Annotated in this window: 23 protein-coding genes and 1 tRNA gene; 13 read left to right on the forward strand and 11 right to left on the reverse strand. The window is 43.2% G+C overall.

The genetic code is table 11. The features are described from left to right. The first annotated feature begins 139 nt into the window (after window positions 1–139). Window positions 140–628 carry a hypothetical protein gene (locus FTT75_RS01195; RefSeq protein WP_180185809.1) on the forward strand — a complete coding sequence of 163 codons (489 nt, stop codon included), beginning with the start codon at window positions 140–142 and terminating at the stop codon, window positions 626–628. 101 nt (window positions 629–729) lie between these two features. Continuing rightward, window positions 730–954, forward strand: coding sequence for a hypothetical protein (locus FTT75_RS01200; RefSeq protein ID WP_005169862.1), 225 nt, complete (start codon window positions 730–732; stop codon window positions 952–954). A gap of 155 nt (window positions 955–1,109) precedes the next feature. On the opposite strand, the gene FTT75_RS01205 is transcribed toward FTT75_RS01200, so the two are convergent. Together FTT75_RS01205 and yhbY are read right to left on the reverse strand one after the other, a co-directional pair. After that, a complete protein-coding gene (locus FTT75_RS01205) occupies window positions 1,110–1,649 on the reverse strand; it encodes a DOMON-like domain-containing protein (protein WP_005169863.1) in 540 nt (179 codons plus the stop codon). Window positions 1,650–1,660: 11 nt separating this feature from the next. After that, window positions 1,661–1,984, reverse strand: coding sequence for a ribosome assembly RNA-binding protein YhbY (gene yhbY, locus FTT75_RS01210; protein ID WP_005097716.1), 324 nt, complete (start codon window positions 1,982–1,984; stop codon window positions 1,661–1,663). A gap of 195 nt (window positions 1,985–2,179) precedes the next feature. Between yhbY and rlmE the strand changes: the two genes are divergently transcribed. The 4 genes from rlmE to FTT75_RS01230 all read left to right on the forward strand — a co-directional run bounded on the left by rlmE (window position 2,180) and on the right by FTT75_RS01230 (window position 6,296). Then, a complete protein-coding gene (rlmE, locus tag FTT75_RS01215; RefSeq protein ID WP_005097715.1) occupies window positions 2,180–2,830 on the forward strand; it encodes a 23S rRNA (uridine(2552)-2'-O)-methyltransferase RlmE in 651 nt (216 codons plus the stop codon). 132 nt (window positions 2,831–2,962) lie between these two features. Then, window positions 2,963–4,852, forward strand: coding sequence for an ATP-dependent zinc metalloprotease FtsH (ftsH, locus tag FTT75_RS01220; protein ID WP_100355633.1), 1,890 nt, complete (start codon window positions 2,963–2,965; stop codon window positions 4,850–4,852). 169 nt (window positions 4,853–5,021) lie between these two features. Beyond that, window positions 5,022–5,873, forward strand: a complete 852-nt coding sequence (folP, locus tag FTT75_RS01225) for a dihydropteroate synthase (RefSeq protein ID WP_159138239.1) — start codon at window positions 5,022–5,024, stop codon at window positions 5,871–5,873. Window positions 5,874–5,981: 108 nt separating this feature from the next. Beyond that, entirely contained in the window at window positions 5,982–6,296 is a 315-nt protein-coding gene (locus tag FTT75_RS01230; protein WP_005169878.1) for a DUF5713 family protein, read from the forward strand. A 32-nt stretch (window positions 6,297–6,328) separates the two neighbouring features. On the opposite strand, the gene FTT75_RS01235 is transcribed toward FTT75_RS01230, so the two are convergent. From FTT75_RS01235 to FTT75_RS01245, 3 genes are all read right to left on the reverse strand, one after another. After that, window positions 6,329–7,012, reverse strand: coding sequence for a hypothetical protein (locus tag FTT75_RS01235; protein ID WP_100329093.1), 684 nt, complete (start codon window positions 7,010–7,012; stop codon window positions 6,329–6,331). Between the two features lie 91 nt (window positions 7,013–7,103). Next, a tRNA-Leu gene (locus FTT75_RS01240) sits at window positions 7,104–7,189 on the reverse strand. A 170-nt stretch (window positions 7,190–7,359) separates the two neighbouring features. After that, window positions 7,360–8,088: a hypothetical protein gene (locus tag FTT75_RS01245; protein ID WP_180185844.1), complete on the reverse strand. Its 729-nt coding sequence runs from the start codon at window positions 8,086–8,088 to the stop codon at window positions 7,360–7,362. 174 nt (window positions 8,089–8,262) lie between these two features. Between FTT75_RS01245 and FTT75_RS01250 the strand changes: the two genes are divergently transcribed. Next, window positions 8,263–8,769 (forward strand): hypothetical protein, encoded by a 507-nt coding sequence (locus tag FTT75_RS01250; RefSeq protein ID WP_074383395.1) that lies wholly within the window; start codon window positions 8,263–8,265, stop codon window positions 8,767–8,769. 52 nt (window positions 8,770–8,821) lie between these two features. Here the strand turns inward: FTT75_RS01250 and FTT75_RS01255 are convergent, their stop codons facing one another. From FTT75_RS01255 to FTT75_RS01265, 3 genes are all read right to left on the reverse strand, one after another. Continuing rightward, window positions 8,822–9,103 (reverse strand): hypothetical protein, encoded by a 282-nt coding sequence (locus tag FTT75_RS01255; protein WP_005097706.1) that lies wholly within the window; start codon window positions 9,101–9,103, stop codon window positions 8,822–8,824. Between the two features lie 46 nt (window positions 9,104–9,149). Next, window positions 9,150–10,472, reverse strand: coding sequence for a hemolysin family protein (locus FTT75_RS01260; RefSeq protein ID WP_005097704.1), 1,323 nt, complete (start codon window positions 10,470–10,472; stop codon window positions 9,150–9,152). 127 nt (window positions 10,473–10,599) lie between these two features. Continuing rightward, complete coding sequence (locus tag FTT75_RS01265; RefSeq protein ID WP_005097703.1) at window positions 10,600–11,589, reverse strand: LysR family transcriptional regulator; 990 nt, start codon at window positions 11,587–11,589, stop codon at window positions 10,600–10,602. A 661-nt stretch (window positions 11,590–12,250) separates the two neighbouring features. Here FTT75_RS01265 and FTT75_RS01270 point away from each other — a divergent pair. From FTT75_RS01270 to FTT75_RS01285, 4 genes are all read left to right on the forward strand, one after another. Beyond that, window positions 12,251–13,852 carry an isocitrate lyase gene (locus FTT75_RS01270; RefSeq protein WP_159138238.1) on the forward strand — a complete coding sequence of 534 codons (1,602 nt, stop codon included), beginning with the start codon at window positions 12,251–12,253 and terminating at the stop codon, window positions 13,850–13,852. Between the two features lie 258 nt (window positions 13,853–14,110). After that, on the forward strand, window positions 14,111–17,212 hold the full coding sequence (locus tag FTT75_RS01275) for a multidrug efflux RND transporter permease subunit (protein ID WP_100534864.1): 3,102 nt from the start codon (window positions 14,111–14,113) through the stop codon (window positions 17,210–17,212). Window positions 17,213–17,345: 133 nt separating this feature from the next. Then, the gene (mgtE, locus tag FTT75_RS01280; RefSeq protein WP_100357860.1) at window positions 17,346–18,686 is read left to right on the forward strand and encodes a magnesium transporter; all 1,341 of its coding nucleotides are present in this window, start codon (window positions 17,346–17,348) and stop codon (window positions 18,684–18,686) included. Between the two features lie 74 nt (window positions 18,687–18,760). Then, complete coding sequence (locus FTT75_RS01285) at window positions 18,761–19,342, forward strand: DUF4112 domain-containing protein (protein ID WP_005097695.1); 582 nt, start codon at window positions 18,761–18,763, stop codon at window positions 19,340–19,342. Window positions 19,343–19,424: 82 nt separating this feature from the next. Here the strand turns inward: FTT75_RS01285 and htpX are convergent, their stop codons facing one another. Both htpX and FTT75_RS01295 read right to left on the reverse strand, forming a co-directional pair. Beyond that, the gene (htpX, locus tag FTT75_RS01290) at window positions 19,425–20,330 is read right to left on the reverse strand and encodes a protease HtpX (protein WP_005097694.1); all 906 of its coding nucleotides are present in this window, start codon (window positions 20,328–20,330) and stop codon (window positions 19,425–19,427) included. 175 nt (window positions 20,331–20,505) lie between these two features. Then, complete coding sequence (locus FTT75_RS01295) at window positions 20,506–21,378, reverse strand: lytic transglycosylase domain-containing protein (RefSeq protein WP_005097692.1); 873 nt, start codon at window positions 21,376–21,378, stop codon at window positions 20,506–20,508. 500 nt (window positions 21,379–21,878) lie between these two features. Here FTT75_RS01295 and ttcA point away from each other — a divergent pair, with 500 nt between their 5' ends. Next, window positions 21,879–22,805, forward strand: a complete 927-nt coding sequence (ttcA, locus tag FTT75_RS01300; protein ID WP_005097691.1) for a tRNA 2-thiocytidine(32) synthetase TtcA — start codon at window positions 21,879–21,881, stop codon at window positions 22,803–22,805. 203 nt (window positions 22,806–23,008) lie between these two features. Beyond that, a complete protein-coding gene (locus tag FTT75_RS01305) occupies window positions 23,009–23,395 on the forward strand; it encodes an SCP2 sterol-binding domain-containing protein (protein WP_004280536.1) in 387 nt (128 codons plus the stop codon). Window positions 23,396–23,491: 96 nt separating this feature from the next. Here FTT75_RS01305 and FTT75_RS01310 read toward each other — a convergent pair whose 3' ends face one another. Further along, on the reverse strand, window positions 23,492–24,607 hold the full coding sequence (locus tag FTT75_RS01310) for a transglycosylase SLT domain-containing protein (protein WP_005097690.1): 1,116 nt from the start codon (window positions 24,605–24,607) through the stop codon (window positions 23,492–23,494). Between the last annotated feature and the right edge of the window lie 134 nt (window positions 24,608–24,741).

Raw genomic sequence — 24,741 nt, forward strand, 5'->3', positions numbered from 1 at the left:
CTTGCTTTTTGAGTGGAAGTCTGTTTTGTAAACAGGATGAAAAAATGTAAGCAATTAATAATTGTCAGACAAATCAAATCTTAAATTTTATCAAGTCTACTAATATAGCTCAGTCAATATAACAATAGGAACAAGACAAATGACTACAGCATCAAAATCTACCCAATCCCAAAAAGCCAGCCCGAGCGTCGTGGCAGAAACTGCCGAGAAGCTTGAAAAAGTAGCAGTAGAGGCGAAAGATCAAGCACTTGAAAGCATCGAAGAAAGTAAAGAAAAGCTTGAAGTTGAAGCCAAGCAATTGACCGATACCGTACAGGAACAATTGCGCCAATTTAAGCAGGAGGTGTTGCAGCGAATTGACACTTTAAAGGAGCAGATCTTCGGTTCACAAAAAGAATTAACTGAATTGAAGAGCTTTATCAAAACAGAATTCAATGCAGTGATCGAAGACTTGTCCAGTCTGGGCAAGGAACTGAAAGAGGATGTCAGTCAGATTTCGACCAAACATAAAGAGCATTTGACCGATACCTTAAAACGTTCTAAAGACAGCACCATTGAAGTGCTGAAAAAAGTCAAGCCGGTAGTGAAAGCAGAAAGTTCAGGCAAAAAGCCTGAGCTGAAAAGTTAAGCTGCGTTGAAAGGCTGCTCTTTAAAAGGAGAACAATCACATGTTCTCCTTTGTCTTTATGTAGCAAAACGGACTCACAATAATAATCAGAAGGGGTTACGATGCCACGGCATTATTTGGTAGGTGTGCTTGTTTTATTGATATTGATTATGCTGCTTAATCTGGAAAGCGGCTTGGGGCGCATACTTTATCTGGGTGTGATTGTGTTATGTTTGGGCGTACTGGGGCTGGTTTTGGGGACTGTTCTGCTCATGGTACTCACTTTTACTTTTATTCTTTATGCTGCAGTGAAAGCCATTCGGAGCCAGCATCAGTTACCTCATTAAAATGCTACTCTAAGATGTTCAAAAACAAGAAAATGCAAAATAACCATACACAGCTAACTACTTTGTTTAGAGACAAACAAAAACGTGAGACTTCAAGTCTCACGTTTTATCAGTCTTTTACAGATTCAGACAGAGGATATACAGGTTTGACTGATCTAAAATACATGCAACCAGTCACGTTTATTATGAAAATCTGCCTGAGGACTACTATGCTGCATCGCGTAGTACTGGTCACCTTGCGAGGTTTTTAAAACAGCAGATAAACCCAGGAACAAGTTTTCCCATTTGAGTTTATGTGTTGCCATAAAATCGGTCAGATCCACACTGACATTGAGACCATAATGGGTACGTTTGAGCTGATTCAGCTCAATATCATCTGCAGCTTGTGGTGGCATATCTTCAGGATAGCGGTATTCTTCAAATTGATAAGCCTGCCAGGCCTGAGAAGGGGAGAGATTAATCTCACGATAAAAATCTTCACCCTGAACCCCAATAAAAATTTCAAAGCAGGTCTGTTCCCACAAGAAATCCTGACGGGGATGTGCAGCTACCATGTCTGGCCACAGGATGTAATGATTGGGATCGCGGATCCAGAAGCCCACATTTAAACTACATGGACCTTGCTGTTCAATGGCAGCAACCAGAGAGATGGCCTGAAAACGGCGATCAAATGCGCTAAGTTCGTAACTTGCCATAAGTCCTGTACTTAGTTAGACAAATGAGCGAAACGAACAAGATTGGACAATTTTTGGTTCTGTTTTGCCGCTTTCTTATAAAGAAGTGCAATTTTACCAATAGTTTGAACCACTTCAGCACCAGTCGCTTCTGAAATTTCAGCAATCAGCGCTGCACGCGCTTCACGATCTTCAGCGACAATTTTAACTTTAATCAGTTCGTGATCGTTTAAAGCACGCGCTAATTCTTCGATGACATTTTCCGTCAGACCTTTGTCACCTAGCATCACGACTGGGTTAAGTGTATGTCCGATTTGACGTAAACGCTTACGTTCCTGAATAGATAAAGCCGCCATGAGAGATAACCTGAATTTTAAAACGGCTTAGTATAGCAAAAGCAAAAAATAAACGCTGTAAATTATCAGGAAATAATCATATTCAATCTGTCCACGGAGAGAGCAAAAGCCTTAGATTTAGATACACATGTATACTGCAAAATAAGTCTTTTTCACGTACAATTAATAATGAGACATTTTTTTATTTAGAGAGTTATGGCTACACGCATTACCAACCAAAAGTTATCTAAAAGTAGTCGTGATTGGATGAGAGAGCATTTAGACGATCCTTATGTGAAAAAGGCACAAAAGGAAGGCTATCGTGCGCGTGCAGCATATAAGCTCTTAGAAATGCAAGAAAAGTATAAAATCATTAAACCTGGTATGACTGTGGTCGACCTGGGCGCAGCGCCAGGCAGCTGGTCACAGATTGCCGGTAAACTTGTTGGCGATAAGGGTTTATTGATTGCATCTGATATTTTACCAATGGATGCTTTACCAGATGTCACTTTTCTGCAAGGTGACTTCCGTGAAGAAGAAGTTTTCCAAAAACTGCTAGAAATTTTAGATGGTCGTACTGTAGACGTTGTAATTTCAGATATGGCCCCCAATACATCAGGTAATAAGGCTGTAGATCAACCGCGTCAGATTTACTTGTGTGAACTTGCACTGGATTTTGCCAATAAGGTGCTAGGCCCTAAAGGTCAATTTGTGGTAAAAGTTTTCCAAGGCTCAGGTTTTGATGAATTCCGTAAGCAAGTGGTTGATAGTTTTGATATTCTGAAAACATCTAAACCCTTGGCATCACGTGCTCGCTCTAAAGAAGTTTTCCTGATCGGGCAGGGACGCAAGAAGGCTTTAAAATAAGTCTACTTGCCAAGTCGTTAAAAATTGTGCATTTTGTACGTTTTCAGATAATTGTAAGTTAATTTACAGCTTAAGTATTAAGGTCACCCTGAACAGGGCATGATCAAATTAGATTGGAATGGGAATAAAGCTTTGAGCGATCTTTTTAAGAATGCCGTATTGTGGCTCGTGATACTGGGTGTGCTGGTGTTAATCTTCAGCAACGTCAGTGACCGCAATCAACCGACTACAATGAACTACTCAGAGTTTGTTGCCGCGGTCAATGCTGGCCAAATTAAACAAGTTGTTATTGACGGCGAAAGAATTCGTGGCGAAAAATCAAACGGTTCAGAGTTTGAAAGTATTCGTCCGGCAGTTCAGGATCCTGAGCTGATGCCAAGCCTCATTAAAAATAATGTTGTGGTCGAAGGTGAAGCACCACAACGTCAAGGCTTGCTCATGCAGTTGCTTATTGCAAGTTTCCCTGTGCTTTTAATCATTTTGTTATTCATGTTCTTTATGCGCAACATGGGTGGCGGTGCAGGTGGTAAAAACGGCCCAATGAGTTTTGGTAAGTCTAAAGCCAAAATGTTGTCTGAAGACCAGATTAAAGTCACTTTCGTCGATGTTGCCGGTTGTGATGAAGCCAAGCAAGAAGTGGTTGAAATTGTCGACTTCCTGAAAGACCCAACCAAATTTAAACGTCTCGGTGCAAGTATTCCACGTGGTGTTTTGATGGTCGGTCCTCCAGGTACAGGTAAAACCTTGCTTGCCAAAGCCATTGCCGGTGAAGCTAAAGTGCCATTCTTTAGTATTTCGGGTTCTGACTTCGTGGAAATGTTTGTGGGTGTTGGTGCATCGCGTGTGCGTGACATGTTCGAACAGGCAAAACGTCATGCACCATGTATCATCTTTATTGATGAGATTGATGCAGTCGGTCGTCACCGTGGTTCAGGTACAGGCGGTGGTCATGATGAACGTGAGCAGACGCTGAACCAGATGCTGGTGGAAATGGACGGCTTTGAAGGCAATGAAGGTATTATCGTGATTGCTGCGACGAACCGTGCCGATGTACTGGATAAAGCTTTACTTCGTCCGGGTCGTTTTGACCGTCAGGTTGTGGTTGGCTTGCCAGACATTAAGGGTCGTGAACAAATCCTGAATGTGCATTTGAAGAAATTGCCTTCAGTCACAGGGGTCGACGTTAAAGTACTTGCGCGTGGCACACCAGGCTTCTCGGGTGCGCAATTGGCTAACCTGGTGAATGAAGCGGCTTTATTCGCTGCACGCCGTAACAAGAACACTGTCGATATGCATGACTTCGAAGATGCAAAAGACAAACTGTATATGGGTCCTGAGCGTAAGTCGATGGTGCTGCGTGATGAAGAGCGTCGCGCGACGGCTTATCATGAAGCAGGTCATGCGATTGTTGCTGAAAGCTTGCCAGGTACAGATCCTGTGCATAAAGTAACGATCATGCCGCGTGGCTGGGCTTTAGGTGTCACCTGGCAGCTGCCTGAATTTGACCAGACTAGCCATTATAAAGACAAAATGTTGAATGAACTTTCGATTTTGTTTGGTGGCCGTATTGCTGAAGAAGTATTCATTAACCAGATGTCGACCGGCGCGTCAAATGACTTCGAACGTGCAACTAAAATGGCACGTGCGATGGTGACCAAATACGGTATGTCTGACAAAATGGGCGTCATGGTCTATGAAGAAGATGCACAGCAATCGTTTATGGGCAGTATTGGTAGCCGCAGTATTTCTGAAACGACCCAGTTAGAAGTCGATCGTGAAATCCGCCGAATTCTGGATGAGCAATATAAAGTCGCACGCGATATCTTGGAAAGTAAAAAAGATGTTGCCCATGCGATGGTCAAAGCCTTGATGGAATGGGAAACTATTGATCGTGATCAAATCCGTGACATTATGGAAGGTCGTGAGCCTCAACCGCCAAAAGTCTATGTTGCAGAAAATCCTGTGATTGATGTAACCCCAGATGATGGCCCGTTAACGCCACCGCCATTGCCAGCCAACTAAGTTAAATAAAAAATCACCTTCGGGTGGTTTTTTTATGTCAGTCATTTTTATGATAATTTTCTGAATGCTATATTTAACTCAAAACTAATGGGCAAATGTCTTATCGAGCTTTGCTTTATTGCTCTATCCATAAGACAATATTCGAATTATTGTGAACGAGAATGGAAACATGCAGCTGATGCCTTTACGACCACATGTATGGACATTTGGTGAGTTAAAACTGGACTTATCTCAGCCGCATGTGATGGGAATTCTCAATGTCACCCCCGACTCATTTAGTGATGGTGGTCGGCATAATCAAAAAGAAGATGCAGTTGCACGTGCGCTGGAGATGATGGCTGAAGGTGCGACCGTAATTGATATCGGCGGGGAATCGACCCGTCCGGGTGCCGCTGTGGTAGACGTAGAGGAAGAGATCCGCCGCGTGGTGCCTGTGGTTGAAGCCTTAGCAAAACATGATGTTGTTCTCTCGATTGATACTTCACAACCAGAAGTGATTCGTGCAGCGGTTCAGGCCGGAGCGCATATCTGGAATGACGTCCGTGCGTTGACCCGCCCCAATGCCTTAGTAACGGCCGCTGAATTAAATATTCCGGTAATCATTATGCATATGCGTGGTGAGCCGACCACCATGAACAATCTGGATCAATATGAGGATGTCACTACCGAGGTGATTGGCGAACTATCTCAACGTGTTCAGGATGCCTTGGATGTAGGAGTAAAAGCCGAAAATATCATGATTGATCCGGGGTTTGGTTTTGCCAAGAATGCTCAGCAAAATCTCAAGCTGCTTCAAGAATTTTATAAATTGACAGAAATGGGTTATCCGATTTTATCTGCCTTATCACGTAAACGCTTTATTGGGGCTGTCTTAGATGGCGCAGAACCACAGGCGCGTGCGGTGGGTTCGGCAACAGCACATTTGCTCAGTATTCAGCAGGGCGCCTGTATGGTACGGGCACATGATGTGAAAGCGACAGCGGATGCGATTAGAGTCTGGCAAGCCATGCAGATGGCGTAGACATTGATGGCGGGAGAGTAAGCATCTGGCAATGTTGTTTGGCTTTCAGGCAACAATGTGCTATATAGGCACGCTTAGATTAAATTGTCATCTTTTAGAGTGCCTGTAATGTTTGCAGATTTACTTCTCCCCATGTTCGATGATGCGTATTATCCCGATATTCTGGTTGCTGAAATCAAACAGCACATCGAACATTTTGCCCAAAAAGTCGCTAAATCAGCTTTGTCAGATCAAGAAATTTACCAGCTTGCCCATCTGACCGTTGCTGATATTAATGCCATGAAACCGCAGTTTGAAGATCTGGATTCATCTCTGGATGATACCGCTGCAGATTATATTGCCGAAGCCATGATGATGGTGGTGCAAGAGCACGGGTTGTTCGAGATTGAAATGGAAGAGCTGATTACCAATCGTGAATGGTGATCGATAAAACCCTGCTACTGCAGGGTTTTTTATTATTTGTAGAAATAGTCTTTAAAACTTTTAAAGCGAATCGAGCTGAGTAATTTTTGCTCTTCATGCATGCATTGCTGATAAAGATTCTGGTAATAAGCCTGCAGATTTGACTGGTCCTGAATCGGTTGCGGTGTTTTGGATCTGGACTGTTGATAGGCCCAAAAGGCCAGCTGCCGCAGTTTTTGCAGTTTGATCTGATCAATCGCACTACAAGAACTTTTAAATAAAGGTTCTAAGGTGACAGCGCCAAAAGAGGAAAGCGCTAAAATGATCATGCTGATGATTACCAGCATATCTGAATGAATTACATACAGATTCAGCAATAAAACCAGAAAAATTGGAATTTGCAGATACAGACAGTTCTGCAAGCGCTGACTATAGGCTTTGGAGCTGAATTGCGCCTGATATTGTGCATACCAGATATAGGGATAAAGCAGGGCCATTAACATGATCAAGGTGACATTAAAGGCGATCGTGGCATTCTTGAAAAAATAATATTCCAGAAGTACTGAACTGATGCTACAGGCCACGCAGATTAAAAGAGACAGTAAATTAATCGCGATCACAAACTGGAGATTTTGCAGGGCATTAAATTTGAAGCGGCTATAACGCAGCTTCAGGAAAAAAGCGTCTGGATGGCGTAATTGTAATGTGGCGAGATCGAAGTATTTTAATTCTGACATGAGGATTTCGCGCTAAAAGAATAAAATTCAGGCACAAAAAAACCAGCCTAATGCTGGGTTTTCTATTGCACCATTTTAATAAAGATTAAAATGGTGCCCGAGGCCAGACTCGAACTGGCACGCTTTGTGGGCGGGGGATTTTAAATCCCCTGTGTCTACCGATTTCACCACTCGGGCATGTGCGCAATAATAGAGGACGAAATAAAGCTTGGCAAGCACATTTCTAAATGATTGCTTTCTTTTCAAGCGATTCCGTGGCTTCTCTCTAAAAAAACTAGCAAATCAATCTGTTTTTTTAAGGACCCTTATTAAAAATATTCAAGATGGCTAATCAAAATGATAGAGCACTATGAGTTCTCGTCCAAATAACTGTCGACATCCAGATGCTTGATGGTTTTACAGTATTGATGCTCATGTTTCAGCAGCTGGGTATATAATTCGGCATAGTGATTTAATTGCTGTTTTAGTTCGGCACGCTGAGGATGATTGCTTGAACAAAAACGTAATTTTAGTCGAAGCATACAGGTCTGTTTATAAGCCCAGAAGCAGATTCTACGTAATTGTTGCAACTGATAATGTTCAGTATTTTGGCTGTTTTCCCGGAACAAGTTTTCCCGATAAAAACGGATAAAGCCAAAGCTCACTCCAAAAAAGAATAAACTCCACATCAGTAGGCTACTTTGTACAAAAAACAGATTTAAGGCTTGTAGTAGAATCACCACAGCCATCTTGATTGGGGTATGGCGTAATAACTGATACAGCGAATAAGAAGAATGCTGAACCTGTTGCAGAATTAAGGTGAGACTCAACATCAGGAACAACAGTATCGCCAAAATGGCATAACTTTGCGCCTGAAATTCGCTCACTTGCACAAAAGATTGCTTTATGACGTCACCGAACATCAAACTGACGGGAATAAAAATCATGGCCGCCAAGACCCAGGGAATCAAAAGCTTGGCTTTATCCCAGATCCCACGGATTTTGATCTGGCTATAGAACAGGTAATTGCCTTTAAATGCAGTCGGATACTGTTGTTGAAGTTGCTGCAGCAACAAAGTCACTTGGGTAGTGGGCATCATCCAGAGATTGATTCAGAAATAGACACAGGCACTATAGTCGATTTGACGCAGAATCACAGGACAAATCCATTTTCAGCGCTTATCATTGCTTTAATCACGAAGATTTTAGTTTTTTAGCCACGAATTATGCGAAAATAGCCGATTCAAGATTTATTTTTTTAAGGACAGTTTATGACTGATCAATCTCCTGAGGCGTTAAGCGACATCGAAATTTTAGACATCCTGCAAAGCATGAAAAAGGATGAACTAAATACTGAGGCGAAAGAAGTGATTCGTCAGGGTGGTAAAGCTGGTCGTCAGGAAGCGCATAAAGAAGCGTTAGTGGCATTGAATCAGTCATTTGAAGACAAATTTGTCGAAGCGGTATCTTTGGCTTTGGGCCTGAATACGGCACAAATCAAAAAAATCCGTTATAAAAAAGACCGCGTCCGTATTTTAAAAGCGCGCGGAATTGATTATATGGCGATTGATGGTGCTGAAACTGCACAGGTACTGTCACAAATTGCCCAAGCAATTGTGCGTGAAGACGCGATTGTTACCCATGACCTGCATAATATTTTCCCATTCTGGAAAGAAGGCTGGCCTATGGTGCAGTTCGACAATGCTTACAAGATTCTAGAAGATGATATCCAGATTCACTATCAAGCTGTTTTAGATGCATTGTTAACAAAGATCTAAGCACCTCAATAGATGTAAAAAAGCACCGTTAGGTGCTTTTTTATGATTGAATTTACTGGTTTGAATAAAACAAACTTAAAATAAAACTGATAGGAACGATAAATAGTCGTCCCCATAAAATCAAAGGTATGGCTAAATACTGTCCCCAACTCATGGTTCGGTCATAATGGCCACGGTGACGCTGGTAACCATAAGGGGTAATGATGCAAGCAAAAATCAATAAAATGATCGCTAAAAACAAAAACAGCGGATTTTGTTGTTGAGCAAAAAAGAAATAGATTAAATACAGTCCTGAATAAAAACTAAAACAAGCCAATAGCGCAGAAATGGACATCACTCTATCCTTATGATTTTTATTTTAAAATAGAAGAAGAATCAGATTATTCTGATTCTTCCTGAATTAATGGATTGATTTCAATGATCCGAGTCACCAGCAACTGATCAATCTTGAAATGATCGACATCGACGACTTCAAATTTATAACCGGCATGAATGACGGTATCGGCAGGACGCGGAATTTTACGCAGCTTGAACATCATAAAACCAGCCAGTGTTTCGTAATTTTCCTCATCTGGCATTGAGTCGATTTCAAGCGCATGTTTCATGTCTTCAATTGGCGTGCTGCCTTCAATCAACCAGGAATTATTGTCACGCTTAATAATTTGCTGATCGGCTTCAATTGGTGTCACCCAGTCGCCCATCACGGTAATCATAATGTCGGAGAGGGTAATCACCCCAACTACCAGCGCATATTCATTAATGACGACGGCAAATTTTTCCTTGGTCGAGCGAAAACGGTCCAGAACTTCCGATAAAGTTAAAGTATCCGGAATGGTCAGGACATTACGGATGGTATTTTCATTTAACTGTAGCAGCGACTGGTTATTCAGAATCCGCACCAGAATATCTTTGGCATCGACATAACCAATCACACTGTCGATGTCATTGCTACACACCAGAAACTTGGAATAGGGATATTCCGCCAGCTTTTGCCGAATACTTTCTTCTGGTTCATTTAGGGTAAAGAACACCACATTCTCACGGGTAGTCATACTCGAAGGTACATTACGCTCTTCCAGCTCGAATACATTTTCAATGAAATGATGTTCCTGTTTTTGCAGTACGCCAGCCTGTGCACCTGCATCCATCACTGCGGAAATATCATCAAAGGTAATATTATCATCACGAATGGTATTTACTTTAAACAGACGGAACAGCATGTTGGCAATAACATTAATGAGCCAGGCCAAAGGCTTACAGACTTTAATGAAAATCTGAATGGGTTCAATGACCGAGACTGCGATCTTTTCTGGCGCAATCATGGCCAGACGTTTCGGCATCAAGTCTGCAAATAGAATAAATAAAGAAGTGACGACAGTAAAGGAAAGTGCAAAGCTAATATTTTCAGCCCAAGGACCCTGGTAAAAGCGGGAAACAAAATTAAAAATATAAGGACGGAAGGCTCCTTCACCTAAAATACCGCCAAGAATGGCGACTGCATTTAAACCGATTTGAGAGGCTGCAAAGAAGTCAGCAGAATTTTCTTGTAGATCTAAAACTTTTTGAGCGCGATGTTCACCCGATTCAGCCAGAATTTTCAGTTTGACTTTACGGGCACCTGCGAGGGCGATTTCTGTTAAAGATAAAAAACCGGCCCCCGCGATGAGTATTAAGATAATCACGATATTTTGTAAGAGGCTCACAAATCCACCTGTGGATGAATAGTATCTTGGGATATTTTTAACACAAAAAAAGGCTTGAGGTGTAAAAACTACCTCTCAAGCCTTCAAAGTATAATCTTAAAAAATAAGAATTTAGAAGAATTTGAGTTTAATAGTGTGAAAATTGAGAATTATTGCTCAGGAATTCACGATTTTCTTCCTCAATCATTTGACGCGCAACATACAAAATCAGCTGACGTAACCAGCGATGTGCAGGGTGATGATGCAATAGAGGGCACCATGCCATTTTGAGTTCAAATTCGGGAATATAAAATGGTGGATCTTTCAGAATTAAATTATGATTCTTGGCTTGCAGGCGTGCGATCCGTGAAGGCAGGGTTGCCACCAGATCGACATTGGAGGCCAATAAACCTGGCATTTGATAATGACGGGTAAAGACCGAGATTTTACGTTTCTGGCCAATACGTTCCAAAGCCTGATCGATCCAGCCTAAACCGGCCTGTTTCTCCGGGTTGACCCCAAAGCCTACACCCATACCGGTTTTAGAGACCCAGATATGCTGTGCATCCAGATAGCTTTTTAAGTTCAGGTTGGTTGCAGCCGGGTGTTTATTGTTTAATAAACAGGAAAAACTGTCACGCCAGACCAGAACCTGATGAAAACTTTGCGGTATTTCATTAAAACGGTTAATCGCCAGATCAACTTTGCCTTGTTCCATGTCACGATAAGACACATCACTCGGGGTTAGAAAGTCCAAGACCACGTTCGGTGCTTCTGAACGTAAGGCTTTGACCAGCCGAGGAACCAGTGTCGCTTCGGCATAATCCGAGGTCATAATCCGGAAGACACGATTTGACGTATAAGGACGGAACTCGGTACGCGGTTCCAGAATCATGGACAAGTCAGCCAGCGCATCGCGGATACGTGGCTGTAACTCAAGTGCACGTTCTGTTGGTGTCATGCCTTCAGAAGAACGGATCAGGAGAGGATCATTAAATAAATTGCGTAATCGGCGTAAAATATTACTCATGGCAGGCTGGGTAACGCCCAATTGTTCGGCTGCACGGGTGACATTTTTTTCGCGAAGAAGTACATCAAGATAAATTAATAGATTGAGATCGACCCGCTCCAGATTCATAAAAGAAATACCGAGAATAAATACAAGAAATTATGCTGATTATGCCATAACTGCCGGGCTTTGTGTAAAGCGCCGATGAAAAAAAGCCATGAGAATGCAGATAAAATCTAGGGAATTTATGCAGGTTTAAGCTGAATGATTAACGATTTTATTCGACTGAGTAGAAGCACGGGCTAAGCAAAGATTCAGTATTTTTATGTATGCAGATCAACAGCTCCATAGCCAAGCTTTAAACTTTAAAAATACAGCTGTAATTGCGTGAATAATTGCGTGAAAAGTATGCTATCTTGATAAATGCTTCAGCCTAAGAAATAATTCAAAATCATGATTATTTTTTAATAAAAGTGGATTTGAGCCAAGCCCAGACTTAAGTCTAATGAAGTATTTTTAAGCAGTCTGAAGGAAAAACGATCAATTTTATTTTAGTAAAATATAAAATAAAACAATATCTTATTTTAACATCACAGGATTATACTAAGACTTTCATCTACTCATTTTTTAAATAAATACTGAAGATTCTTGCAGACTATTGGATTAATTTTCATAAGCCCACTAATCTTTAGCTATCCCAACGGACCGGCGAAAATCTAAACAAGTTACTGAGGGTGTGATTTGAACGGTTCGTTGCAGAAAAATCCTAATATTATTACAGGAAAATATCATGACTACATACCAAACAGCGATTGATGCAATCCGCGAATTGAAAGCGAAATTCGGTAACACTTGGGCAGACATCAGTCCTGAAGATGCTGCGCGTATGCAAATCCAAAACCGTTTCAAAACTGGTTTAGACATTGCGAAATATACCGCGGCAATTATGCGTCGTGATATGGCTGCTTATGATGCAGACTCTAGCAAATACACTCAATCATTAGGTTGCTGGCATGGTTTCATCGCACAACAAAAAATGATTGCGAACAAAAAATACTTCGGTACGACTGAACGTCGCTACATTTACCTTTCTGGTTGGATGGTTGCAGCACTTCGTTCAGAATTTGGTCCACTTCCTGACCAATCTATGCACGAAAAAACTTCTGTTCCTGCATTGATCGAAGAAATCTACACATTCTTACGTCAAGCTGACGCGAAAGAATTGAACGACTTGTTCCGTGCACTTAAAAAAGCACAAGAAGCAGGCGACACTGCTAAAGCAGCTGAATTGACTTCACAAATCGACAATTTCCAAACTCACGTTGTGCCAATTATTGCGGACATTGATGCGGGTTTCGGTAACGAAGAAGCGACTTATCTTTTAGCTAAGAAAATGATCGAAGCGGGTGCATGTGCACTACAAATCGAAAACCAGGTGTCTGACGCGAAACAATGTGGTCACCAAGCTGGTAAAGTAACTGTGCCACACGAAGACTTCATCGCGAAAATCCACGCACTTCGCTATGCATTCCTTGAAATGGGTCTTGACGACGGTATCATCGTTGCACGTACTGACTCTGAAGGTGCTGACCTGACTCAAAAAATCCCAGTGGTTAAAGAGCCAGGCGACATCGCTTCTCAATATATCAGCTACTTGGAAACATCTGAAATTGATATCGCTGATGCACAAGAAGATGAAATCCTGATCAAACGTGATGGCAAACTTCACCGTCCTAAACGTCTTGCTTCTGGCTTGTACCAGTTCCGTGAAGGCACGCAAATTGACCGCGTTGTACTTGACTGTGTAACCAGCTTGCAAAATGGTGCGGATCTTCTTTGGATCGAAACTGCGACACCAAACGTTGCTGAAATCGCTCACATGGTAAACCGTGTGAAAGAAACAGTTCCAAATGCGAAACTTGTATACAACAACTCACCTTCATTCAACTGGACGCTTAACTTCCGTCAACAAGCGTATGACCGTTGGGTTGCTGAAGGTAAAGACGTTTCTGCTTACGACCGTGCTAAGTTAATGAGCGCTGAGTACGATGCAACTGAACTGGCTGCTGAAGCTGACGAAAAAGTTCGTACCTTCCAAGCAGATGCTGCGCGTGAAGCGGGTGTGTTCCATCACTTGATCACACTTCCGACTTACCACACAGCTGCACTTTCTACGCATGAACTTGCTCAAGGTTACTTCGGTTCTGAAGGCATGTTGGCTTATGTTGCTGGCGTACAACGTAAAGAAATCCGCGGCGGTATCGCATGTGTTAAACACCAGGCAATGGCTGGTTCTGACATCGGTGATGACCACAAAGAAATCTTCGCTGGTGACAATGCATTGAAAGCTGGTGATGATTCTAAAAACACAATGAACCAGTTCAGTGCTTAATCTGCTGAATTGATTCACCAAAAAACCCTGCATCTGCAGGGTTTTTTATTTGGAAAAATGCTATTAATAAATAGGAAATGGCAACCTCAAGAAAGTATTCAAGTAAGATCATCCATAATTTCTCCATGATTGGTTTTTATCACAGTTATTATGTGTTTAATTCTTGCATTCTACTGCTATGTCACTGAATACTTAGATATAGCTTGCTCGTATTTGGTCTAAATTCATCCCTCTTTAATTAAAAAGTGACTCGGACTTATGCTGTCTAAATTTTTTATCCACCGCCCGATCTTTGCTGGGGTATTGGCGATTGTCGTGATGGCGATTGGCCTGTTCGCAGTGATGAACCTGCCAGTGGAACGTTATCCGGACATTGCCCCGCCACGGATAACGGTGGCAGCAACCTATAGTGGCGCTTCTGCGGAAACTGTGGAAGAAAGCGTGACCCAGGTGCTGGAGCAGCAGATTAAAGGGATTGACCATTTACTGTATTTTAGTTCGAGTAGTGATTCTTCAGGGCGCAGCCGGGTCAGCATCAGCTTTGAAAATGGTACCGACCCCGATACAGCACAGGTTCAGGTACAAAATGCGATTAATGGGGTATTGAACCGTTTACCGGAAGATGTCCAACGCCAGGGCGTTAACGTGTTTAAATCTCTCGGCGATACCCATATGGTGATCAGCCTGTATGATGAGTCCGGCCGCAGTAACAATATTGAACTTTCTGATTACTTGATGACACATCTGGAGCAGGACATTTCCCGGATTGAAGGCATTGGTGAAGTCGATGTTTTTGGTTCTCAATATGCGATGCGGATCTGGCTGGATCCAGGAAAACTCAAACAGTATAAGCTGATGCCAAGCGATGTTCGTGCTGCCATTGAAGCTCAGAATACTCAGGTGGCTGCGGGCGCGATCGGGGATTTGCCGGCAGTGGATGAACAATACCTGAATGCTAAAGTCACCTCGGGTTCCCGTCTAAAAACCGTTGAAGAATTCCAGAATATTATTGTCAAATCGGATCGTGCCGGTAGTTTTATTTATTTAAAAGATATTGCGCGGGTCGAACTCGGTGCTGAAAGTTATCAGTCTTATAGCACCAACAATGGTTATCCTTCGGCAGGTCTTGGGATTTCTCTGGCCTCAGGTGCCAATGCCATTGCCACCTCAAACTTGATTAAAGCTGAAGTTGCCCGTATTTCCCAGCAATTACCCGAAGGCTATAAAATTGCCTACCCACGAGACAATACACCCTTTGTACAAGAGTCGATTAAAGAGGTGGTCAAAACCCTGATCGAAGCGATCATTCTGGTTATCATGGTGATGTTCATTTTCTTGCAGAACTGGCGTGCTACTTTGATTCCTACCGTAACGGTGCCGGTGGTGATTTTGGGAACCATGGCGGTGCTTTATGCACTGGGCATGAGTATCAATACCTTAACTTTATTCGCTTTGGTTCTGGCCATTGGTCTATTGGTTGATGATGCGATTGTGGTGGTAGAAAACGTGGAACGGCTGATGCATGAACAGCATTTGTCTGCCAAAGAGGCGGCGTTAGAGTCCATGCAGGAAATTAGTGGGGCATTGGTCGGAATTACCTTAGTTCTAACTGCTGTATTTATTCCGATGGCGTTCTTTGGCGGTTCTACCGGGGTGATCTACCGACAGTTCTCCATCACTTTGGTCGCGGCCATGTCCTTATCCTTATTGGTGGCCTTGATTCTAACCCCAGCACTGTGTGCACTCATTCTGAAACCGAATCCAAAACCGGCAAAATGGGCGGCATGGTTTAACCAGAAGCTGGATCATTTAAAGCATCGTTATCTGCATCTTTCCAAAGTCACGATTCAGCATCAGGTCATTTGTTTACTGCTTTTTGCCGGCTTGATCTGTGTCTTTGCACTGTTTTACCGTGCTTTGCCAACCAGTTTTTTGCCGAGTGAAGATCAGGGGATTTTAAGCCTGCAAATCAAAGTGCAGGAAGGTGCTCCGATGAAAAATACCATTCAGGTCGGAGAAGAGGTTCGTAAATATTTTCTGGATCAGGAACAGGCCAATGTCAGTCTGGTGATGATTCGTTATGGCCGCAATTTCTCGGGAACTGGCCAGAATCTGGCCACCGGTTTTGTGGCATTAAAACACTGGAATGAACGTTCCGGTCAGGACAATACCGCACCCGCGATTCGTGAACGGGCTTTGAAGCATTTTCAAAGTAACCCTAATGCACAAATCAACGTATCCATGCCCGCGTCAGTCAATGGTCTGGGACAAACCGATGGTCTGGATTTCTGGATTCGGGATATCAATGGTAATGGCCGGCAGTATCTGGAACAGCAATTTCAGGCACTGGAAGCTCAGGCTGGCAATTATGCAAGCTTTGAAAATCTGGGTAAACGTTCTAATCCTGAAAAAGCCGAACTACGCGTCAATATTGACCAAAAACAGGCCATGGCCAATGGTCTGACCCAAACGGCAATTAACAGCACCTTATCTAGCGCTTGGGGTGGCAGTTATATCAATGACTTTATTGATCGCGGCCGGATTAAACGGGTGATCATGCAGGGCGATGCCGAATTTCGTTCCAAGCCGGAAGATCTGGCACAATGGCATGTCCGCAATGACCAGAATCAAATGGTGCCTTTTAGTAACTTCTCGCAAGTGGACTGGAGTGGTGGTCCGGAAGTGGTCAACCGTTTCATGGGCTATACCGCACTACAGATGGAAGCAGATCGGGCTCAAGGCAGCAGCTCCGGTCAGGCCATGCAGGATGTAGAGGCGCTGATTGCTGAACAGGACGGTGTAGATGTGGTCTGGAGCGGTTTATCCTTTGAAGAAAAACAGTCCAATAATCAGGCCATCTGGCTGTATCTGATTTCGATAGGTTTTATTTTCCTGTGTCTGGCCGCATTGTATGAAAGCTGGAGTATTCCAACGGCGGTAATGTCAGCAATTCCTCTTGGTATTGGCGGCAATATTATTTTCAGTTATTTGGCTGGCTTCCCGAATGATATCTATTTCCAGATTGCCTTGCTGACCACCATTGGCTTGTCCTGTAAGAATGCCATTCTGATTGTGGAATTTGCTTCGCTGGCACAGCAACAGGGAAAATCGGTGGTGGAGGCAGCATTGGAAGGTGCTTCCCTGCGTCTGCGTCCGATCCTGATGACTTCCTTGGCTTTTGGCGCCGGAATTTTACCTTTGGTCTTTGCCACGGGAGCAGGCGCGGTAAGCCGTCAGGAAATTGGTGTCAGTGTATTCGGCGGCGTAATTTTCGGAACCGTGCTGGTGCTAATTTTTATTCCCTTTATGTATGTGATGATTCGAAGTTTAATGGCTAAAAAAGAACCGGTTGATTCATGATCGTGCGCTCAGAAAAACAATCCATAGCCTGACTCAATCCGGCTGTGATGATTTAGATGCACTGAGAGCAGGGGTAATGTTCGGAGGATGATGCTAAAATCCACGCCTTTGCGCTTATAACCATGGACTGCCTATGCCGAAAATTTCAGAAAAAATACAGCATATTCAACAACAGATCCGTTCTGAACACCATGCTATGGCGATTGGCTTATTAAATGAGCTGAATGTCGCCGATCAGGCCAGTATTTTAAAAGGTTTGAAGTTAGAAGAACAGATCCGGATTTTTCAGGAACTCAAAGAACCGAGCCGGGTATTCGAGTTTATGCCACTCAGCCAACAAGTCAGTCTGGCTGAGCAATTACCGGTCGCACAGATTATTGCGATTTTAAATGCGCTCGATTCGGACAACTTTGTCGATGTTTATAAACGATGTTCTCCACAGCTGCAGCAGCAGCTCATGGCAAAATTGTCCGAAGCGAGTCGGCAAACCCTAAAAGATCTGGCGATTTATCCTGAAGGGACTGCTGGTGCGCTGATGAGCTCCAGTTTTGTTTCTTTGCATCAGGATCTGTCGATTCATGACGCTATCCAAATGTTGCGTGTGGTGGCCGCAGATCAGGAAACCCTGTATCTGATTTATATTGTTGATGAGCAGGACCAGCTGATCGGGGTAGTCTCTTTAAGGCAGATGATTCAGGCCAGTCCTGAAACCAGCATTGCCGAGATCATGCAAAGAGATGTGATTTACGCCAAGATTGGGGATGACCAAGAAGACGTCGCAAAAACTTTAACCTATTATGATTTTATGGCTTTGCCGATTGTCGATGAGCATAAAAAAATTCTTGGAATTGTCACTTATGATGATGCCATGGACATCATGGAAGCCGAAACCACCGAGGATATTTTAAAGTCAGGGGCGGTTGAGCCCTTAACTGAGTTAAGTTTAAAAACTGCGCCTATTTTTACATTGTACCAGAAGCGCGTATCTTGGCTGGTGATTCTGGTCTTTGGCAGTCTATTGTCCGGCATTGGCATTGCACATTATGAAGAGACCATTGCCGCGCATATTGTTCTGGTTTTTTTTCTGCCATTGCTGGTGGGCAGTGGTGGTAATGCCGGCTCGCAGTCGGCGACCTTGATGGTGCGTGCTTTGGCCACCGGTGATGTAGAGTTTAGAGACTGGTTTAGCCTGCTCAGCCGGGAAACCTTGGTGGCGTTGTGTCTGGGTGGCACCATGGCACTGGCTGTCTCGGTGTTGGGTTATGTCCGAGGGGATATCATGGTGGCTGTGGTTCTGGCGATCAGTATGCTCGGCATTGTGCTGATGGGCTGCCTGATCGGCATGAGTCTGCCTTTTATTCTGAACAAGTTTAAGATGGATCCGGCCAGTGCCTCTGCACCTTTGGTGACCTCTATTTGTGATGCCACCGGTGTGATTATTTATCTATTTGTTGCTTCCAAATTATTGTTTTAATTCACAGATTGCTACAACTTTGGTCTCAAAATAATTTATGCTGATGAAAGTCAGCCCTATTTTTGGAATCACATATGCCTGAGCCTGGACAAAAAACAAAACTGAGTCAACAAGAGGTCATTCGTCTGGAACGTGATCTGGCCAAGTTTGCCAACATGATGGATTCAGTGGTACGTATTCCATTTACCAAGCAAGGGGTAGGGGCAGATGCCGCGCTGAGTACGATTCCGGTCGCTGGAGATATCGCCGGTTTTGTATTGACCTGTTATGCCATTCATAAGGCCAAACAGATTGGGGTGCCGAGTGCCAAGCTGAATCCGGTCATGAAACTGGCGGTGATGGATGCGGTGGTTGGATTTATTCCAGTGGCAGGCACCATTTTTGATATTTTTATTCGTCCCAGTCGCAAGGCGCTTGATGTGGTGCATGTTCATATTCGCGAAGAATATCAGATTCACAGTGATCGACATGTGGTACACCCTTTTTTGCATGAAAGCCTGGAACGCAAACAGCAGCAATCTGCATTTTGGCGCAATCCCGTAGTGGCCTGGATCTGGATTCATATCCCGGATATTTTAGGCGCCTTGTTCCTGATTCTATTTGTTTTTGCGATTGGGTGGGGTGCGATGGCGTTGTATCAGTGGATCAGCGCATAAAGCCCTATATAAATAATGAATAATTGAATCCAATAAAAAAGCCTGCAAGTGCAGGCTTTTTTCAATCAATGAATAGTATTACTTAAGCACAATCAAGCTGTTGTAGTGCAGCAACACGTTGTTCGATGCTTGGATGCGTCTGGAACAAGGCAGCAAGGCTAAAGCCTTCTTCTTTACCCGCAGAAATCGCAAATGCTTTCATTTCTTTCGGCATGGCATCTGGCATTTCAGACTCTGCCTGTAAGCGCAATAATGCTGAAATCATAGCCTGTTTACCTGCCAAGCGCGCACCTGCTTCATCGGCACGATACTCACGCTGACGGGAGAACCACATCACAATCGACGACGCCAGAATACCGAATACGATATCCAGTACGATGGTAATTACAAAATAGGCAATACCCGGTGCTTCACCTTCTTCACGACCAAAAACGTTACGGTCAATAAAATCACCCGCGACACGTGCGAAGAACATGACGAAGGCGTTCACAACACCCTGAATCAGTGCCAGAGTGACCATATCACCATTGGCGACGTGACCAATCTCATGCGCCAATACTGCACGAAGCTCGTCTTTGTTCATACGCTCAAGCAGACCAGTCGATACGGCTACTAAAGCATCGTTTTTATTCCAGCCAGTGGCAAAGGCATTGGATTGATAAGATGGGAAAATACCCACTTCCGGCATTTTAATGCCTGCACGCTGAGAAAGTTGTGCAACTTCATGGAGCAACCAGGCTTCAGCTTGGTTACGAGGTGCATTCGGGTCAATCAGTTCAGTACCCGTGGTCTTTTTCGCCATCCATTTAGACATGAACAGGGAAATCATTGAGCCAACCATACCGAACACGAAACAGATGACCAACAGGTTGCCTAGATTCAAGCCACCTGCGCCATGGTAACTACCGACACCGAAGAGTGACAAGATAATGCCAGCTACAACCAGTACCGCGAGGTTGGTTAGCAAGAACAAACCAATCCGCATCATTGAGAAATCCTCTTATTACAGAAAAATAATCTGATTATTGAATGTAAATCATTGAAATCAATATGAGGTGAAATCGATAAGATTTCAAGAAAAAAATAGCAATTCGCTACAAAAAGACAGTATGTTTTTTGTCCATATTGAAAGATAGGTCTTTAAAAACAAAGCTGTTTCAAAATTACTCACTTAAATATATTTTTGCAGATGCTGTCGCATTGGCAGTGGCATAAGAACCCATCGGTGCATCAGTGAAGCTACCATCTGCTCGTGCAATGATCTGACGCTGATATTTTGCCGCCTGAACATTGGATGCCGTCGTGGTTTCAGTTGAATAATTGGCAGAGCTGGCAATGACACGACCAGTATCAGAGGAAGCGGTATATGTACCACTGGTGCTGCCCAGTCCCTGTGCGTACAAGTTCTGATAACGGCTGCTGACACGGCGGACATAGTCCTGAGTTTCACGAAAAGGTGGCACCCCCTTATATTTGGCCACATTGCCTTCGCCGGCATTATAACCTGCCAGTGCCAAGGTGGTATTGCCATTAAAGCGTTTCAATAACCAGGCCAGATATTTGGCCCCGGCCATAATATTCTGCTGCGGGTCATAGGCATTGCTGACATTAAAACGACGTGCTGTCGCCGGCATGAGTTGCATCAGGCCTTGTGCACCGACTGGAGAGCGAGCCTGTACATTAAAACCGGACTCGGTATGCATCACGGCTTTGATCAGGCCTTCAGAGACACCATAGGTTTGCGCTGCCTGGCGAATAATCGAATCATAAGCATTTTTATTTCTACTATAGCTCGGCAAGACCGAAGCTTCACTGGAACCCCAATTGCTATAACTATGAATATTACTGTCTGGATAATAGGTCTTCTTTTCAACCTGAAGATGGTTATAGCGACTTTTCTTATTGGTTAATAAGGTGCTGCCATTGCTATCGCGCAACTGATAAATGGTTTGACCGGCATAGACCAACTGGCAACAACTCGCCAATAGCACAGCACTGATCCCATGACACCCCAAAACACGCAAATTTATTTTCATTGTTTATATTAGGTAAACACAATCGAGAAAAATTTAATGATGAGTTTAACAAAAAATTACGGAATGAAAAGACTTGTACGCTGCATTTATAAACGAGTTTGTAAGTGCAAGCCATTTTTTACATTTTAGAGTTAGAAAAAAAAATATGATTTAATTTAAAACCTTAGGGTTGACAGGTTTAACTAGTTGATTTTTATTAATAATTAAATTGGTTAAAAAGTGATCAATTTAAAGAAAAGCCTTATCTTTTGAGACGAAGAACTTGTCAAGTGCGTTTCAATCCACAAAGTTATCCACAGCTTTTGTGGACAACTGTGGAAAAGTCCAAAAACTAGGCATCTTGCTGATTAATTGAACTGAAACGTTCAATATATCAATCTAAATAAAACATGAAAATGAAACTAATATGACATTTGCATGAAAATAAATTCTTTTGATGCGATGCGGGCCTGAATCGGCTAAAATTGCGCGGTATTTTTATTTATGGGTGAATCTCGTCTATGTACTCGCCAGTTGAGTCCGAACAAGGATTTAATTTCAAACCTGAACTGCCAACAAGCTCAGCCTACTATCGTTTGTTGAAGAAGCTGCGTCGCCAGGTCGGACATGCCATTCGTGACTTCAAAATGATTGAAGAAGGCGATAAGGTCATGGTGTGTATTTCAGGTGGTAAAGACAGTTACACCCTGTTAGATATCATGTTGCAGTTCAAGCGTATCGCACCGATCAACTTTGATGTCGTGGCGGTGAATCTGGATCAGAAACAGCCAGGCTTCCCGGAAGATGTATTACCACGTTATTTAGAAGAAAATAACATTCCGTATTACATTCTGGAAAAAGACACCTACAGCATCACCAAAAAGTTGACCCCGGAAGGTAAGACTTATTGCGCCGTCTGTTCGCGTCTACGCCGTGGCTCTTTGTATGGCTTTGCCCAGGAAATTGGTGCGACCAAAGTTGCGCTGGGGCATCACCGTGATGATATTCTGGCGACCTTCTTCCTGAACCTGTTCCATGGCGGCAGCTTGAAGGCCATGCCACCAAAACTGTTGTCTTCTGACAAAAAGAACATTCTGATTCGTCCACTGGCTTATGTGGAAGAAAAAGACATCATCAAATATGCAGAAATGCGTCAATTTCCAATTATTCCATGTAATTTATGTGGCTCTCAGGCGAACCTGCAGCGCGCAATTATCAATGACATGTTACGTGATTGGGATAAGGCACATCCAAAACGTCTGCACAGTATTTTTGGTGCATTGCAAAATGTCTCGCCATCACAGCTGGTCGATCGTGAATTGTTTGACTTTGAAGTGCTGGACAGCCAGCGCGAATTTGACTTCAAAGACAGCTGTTCGACTGAAGAAGCGCTGGAAGGCGAGAAACGCCGGATTAATATGGTCAATCTGGGCTTTGCCGCAGAATAATTTCAGTACGCAGATATCAGCCTTCGGGTTGATGTCTGTATGAAAAACAAATAAAAATAGAACTACAAAAATTGAACGACGCGTACAAAATTCGTTAGCCTTTGCGCTAATGATCATGATATAACAAAGCACGAGCATAATAGCTTCAACATGATGTCGTCTGGATAGTCGACACAAATGAACAAATAATTTGAGGAAAGATCATGCCTGCTTTTTTAACTGATGATTGGTTTTCAACTGTAGAAACACTTACTGCGCAAGCTGGTGATTTAAACTTGCCACCAGCTTTGGCGAACCTTGCGATTAATTTGGTTGTAGCGGACACTACAGGTAATACTGAACTATCTTTAGATGGTGGAGCAATTAAAAAAGGTTTGTCTTCAAATGCCAAAACGACTTTGAATATGGACGGCGAAACGTTACGTAAAGTTTTTCTGGAGTTTGATATGGCCGCAGCCATGCAGGCATTTATGACCGGTAAAATCAAAGTACAGGGTGATATGTCTCAATTGATGGCACTTCAAACTGCCAAACCGAGTCAGGAACAAAAAGATCTATTCAAGAAAGTACTTGAAAATACGACAGCTTAATTTTGCTGAACATCAGCTGAAATGAGCACAAAAAAAGCTTACCTTTGAGGTAAGCTTTTTTATCGCCGGATAGAATAAAATCCAGCTCATCAGACCTTAGATATTCACCAATTGTGGTGTGGTCTTGATGTGTTCCAGATAAGCACGAATACGGGTTACATATTGTACTGCCTGACGATAGCGGCCGTTATTGGCTTTATTCTGATCCAGATAGGCATAGAGGTTGACCCAGTTATTTGGATTCTTGCCTTGTGACTGAATGCGTTTTTGTAACTGATTCACTGCACCTGGGCCCATATTATAAGCGACCAGTGCAAACCAGTTGCGATCTGGATAAGGAATATGCTCATAGCGGCTCAGCATTTGATCATAATACTTGGCACCACCCTGAATGCTTTGGGCTGGATCGGTACGATTGCTCACACCCATTGCTTTAGCAGTGCTATTGGTCAGCATCATCAAACCGCGAACACCTGTCGGAGAGACTGAGTTCGGTTTCAGATAAGATTCCTGATAACCAATGGCAGCTAATAAATGCCAATCTAGATCATATTGCTGCGCTGTCTGTTTAAAGCTTGCTTTATAGATCGGTAACCGGTTGCTCAAATCACGTTGAATGGCTGTCCAAGATTCCTCTTTCACCACATTCTGATTATAAAATGAAGCAAGCTGCTTGATGGCACCACTTTGTTTGCCTTTACAGATAAAAGCACTAGCAGTCTGGCTCAAGGGATCTGTGGCAGATTTAAATACCAGATTTAAATTGGTATTCAAGCCATTACTCACCAAAATAGACTGATCACCACAGGTGGCGGAGAATGAAGTCAGGCGCTTATTTTCAATTTCACCTAAATCGGTGGTGGTCATGGCCAGATTGGCTTTGCCCTGAGCAACCCATTGCAGTGCAGTGGCATTATTCGGGACAATTTTAAAATCCAGTTTCACATTCAGACTGTTGGCATAGTTGCGCACCAGGTCATAACCGAAGCCATGCAGATGTTGTCCATCCTGAAATACGGTAGTCGGATTTTCGACTGCAACCACGGTCAGCTTATTGCTATTGACCACATGATCAAACTGAAGTGTGGTCTTACTTGCATTGATACTGTGAAAGGGAATAAATGCAGTGCTCAGTACAAGTGCTTTCAAAGGGAGAGAAGAAATTACAGATCGTAGGCAAAGCCTCGACCCAGTGGATGAACTACTGTGCATGTTGTCTCCGCTACAAGTAATTTATGCCCTAAAAATCACAGCCAACATAGCCAGAAATTTTAACAGTTTGATAAATTCAATAAGGGTTGGGCAGTCATGACGTCATTCAAAATGACAAGAGATTTACGCATCAT

Source organism: Acinetobacter sp. YH01008, assembly GCF_013420435.1.
In the GTDB taxonomy this organism is placed as follows: domain Bacteria; phylum Pseudomonadota; class Gammaproteobacteria; order Pseudomonadales; family Moraxellaceae; genus Acinetobacter; species Acinetobacter pseudolwoffii.

What these genes read in the sequence shown, in the direction of transcription:
- FTT75_RS01285 (WP_005097695.1), top strand. Translation starts at nt 18,761, where the DNA reads ATGCCTGAGCCTGGACAAAAAACAAAACTGAGTCAACAAGAGGTCATT.
- rlmE (WP_005097715.1), top strand. Translation starts at nt 2,180, where the DNA reads ATGGCTACACGCATTACCAACCAAAAGTTATCTAAAAGTAGTCGTGAT.
- FTT75_RS01245 (WP_180185844.1), bottom strand. Translation starts at nt 8,088, where the DNA reads ATGCCCACTACCCAAGTGACTTTGTTGCTGCAGCAACTTCAACAACAG.
- FTT75_RS01250 (WP_074383395.1), top strand. Translation starts at nt 8,263, where the DNA reads ATGACTGATCAATCTCCTGAGGCGTTAAGCGACATCGAAATTTTAGAC.
- FTT75_RS01310 (WP_005097690.1), bottom strand. Translation starts at nt 24,607, where the DNA reads ATGCACAGTAGTTCATCCACTGGGTCGAGGCTTTGCCTACGATCTGTA.
- FTT75_RS01200 (WP_005169862.1), top strand. Translation starts at nt 730, where the DNA reads ATGCCACGGCATTATTTGGTAGGTGTGCTTGTTTTATTGATATTGATT.
- FTT75_RS01305 (WP_004280536.1), top strand. Translation starts at nt 23,009, where the DNA reads ATGCCTGCTTTTTTAACTGATGATTGGTTTTCAACTGTAGAAACACTT.
- FTT75_RS01265 (WP_005097703.1), bottom strand. Translation starts at nt 11,589, where the DNA reads ATGAATCTGGAGCGGGTCGATCTCAATCTATTAATTTATCTTGATGTA.
- mgtE (WP_100357860.1), top strand. Translation starts at nt 17,346, where the DNA reads ATGCCGAAAATTTCAGAAAAAATACAGCATATTCAACAACAGATCCGT.
- folP (WP_159138239.1), top strand. Translation starts at nt 5,022, where the DNA reads ATGCAGCTGATGCCTTTACGACCACATGTATGGACATTTGGTGAGTTA.
- FTT75_RS01275 (WP_100534864.1), top strand. Translation starts at nt 14,111, where the DNA reads ATGCTGTCTAAATTTTTTATCCACCGCCCGATCTTTGCTGGGGTATTG.
- FTT75_RS01255 (WP_005097706.1), bottom strand. Translation starts at nt 9,103, where the DNA reads ATGTCCATTTCTGCGCTATTGGCTTGTTTTAGTTTTTATTCAGGACTG.
- FTT75_RS01230 (WP_005169878.1), top strand. Translation starts at nt 5,982, where the DNA reads ATGTTTGCAGATTTACTTCTCCCCATGTTCGATGATGCGTATTATCCC.
- FTT75_RS01205 (WP_005169863.1), bottom strand. Translation starts at nt 1,649, where the DNA reads ATGGCAAGTTACGAACTTAGCGCATTTGATCGCCGTTTTCAGGCCATC.
- yhbY (WP_005097716.1), bottom strand. Translation starts at nt 1,984, where the DNA reads ATGGCGGCTTTATCTATTCAGGAACGTAAGCGTTTACGTCAAATCGGA.
- htpX (WP_005097694.1), bottom strand. Translation starts at nt 20,330, where the DNA reads ATGATGCGGATTGGTTTGTTCTTGCTAACCAACCTCGCGGTACTGGTT.
- FTT75_RS01295 (WP_005097692.1), bottom strand. Translation starts at nt 21,378, where the DNA reads ATGAAAATAAATTTGCGTGTTTTGGGGTGTCATGGGATCAGTGCTGTG.
- FTT75_RS01195 (WP_180185809.1), top strand. Translation starts at nt 140, where the DNA reads ATGACTACAGCATCAAAATCTACCCAATCCCAAAAAGCCAGCCCGAGC.
- FTT75_RS01270 (WP_159138238.1), top strand. Translation starts at nt 12,251, where the DNA reads ATGACTACATACCAAACAGCGATTGATGCAATCCGCGAATTGAAAGCG.
- FTT75_RS01235 (WP_100329093.1), bottom strand. Translation starts at nt 7,012, where the DNA reads ATGTCAGAATTAAAATACTTCGATCTCGCCACATTACAATTACGCCAT.
- ttcA (WP_005097691.1), top strand. Translation starts at nt 21,879, where the DNA reads ATGTACTCGCCAGTTGAGTCCGAACAAGGATTTAATTTCAAACCTGAA.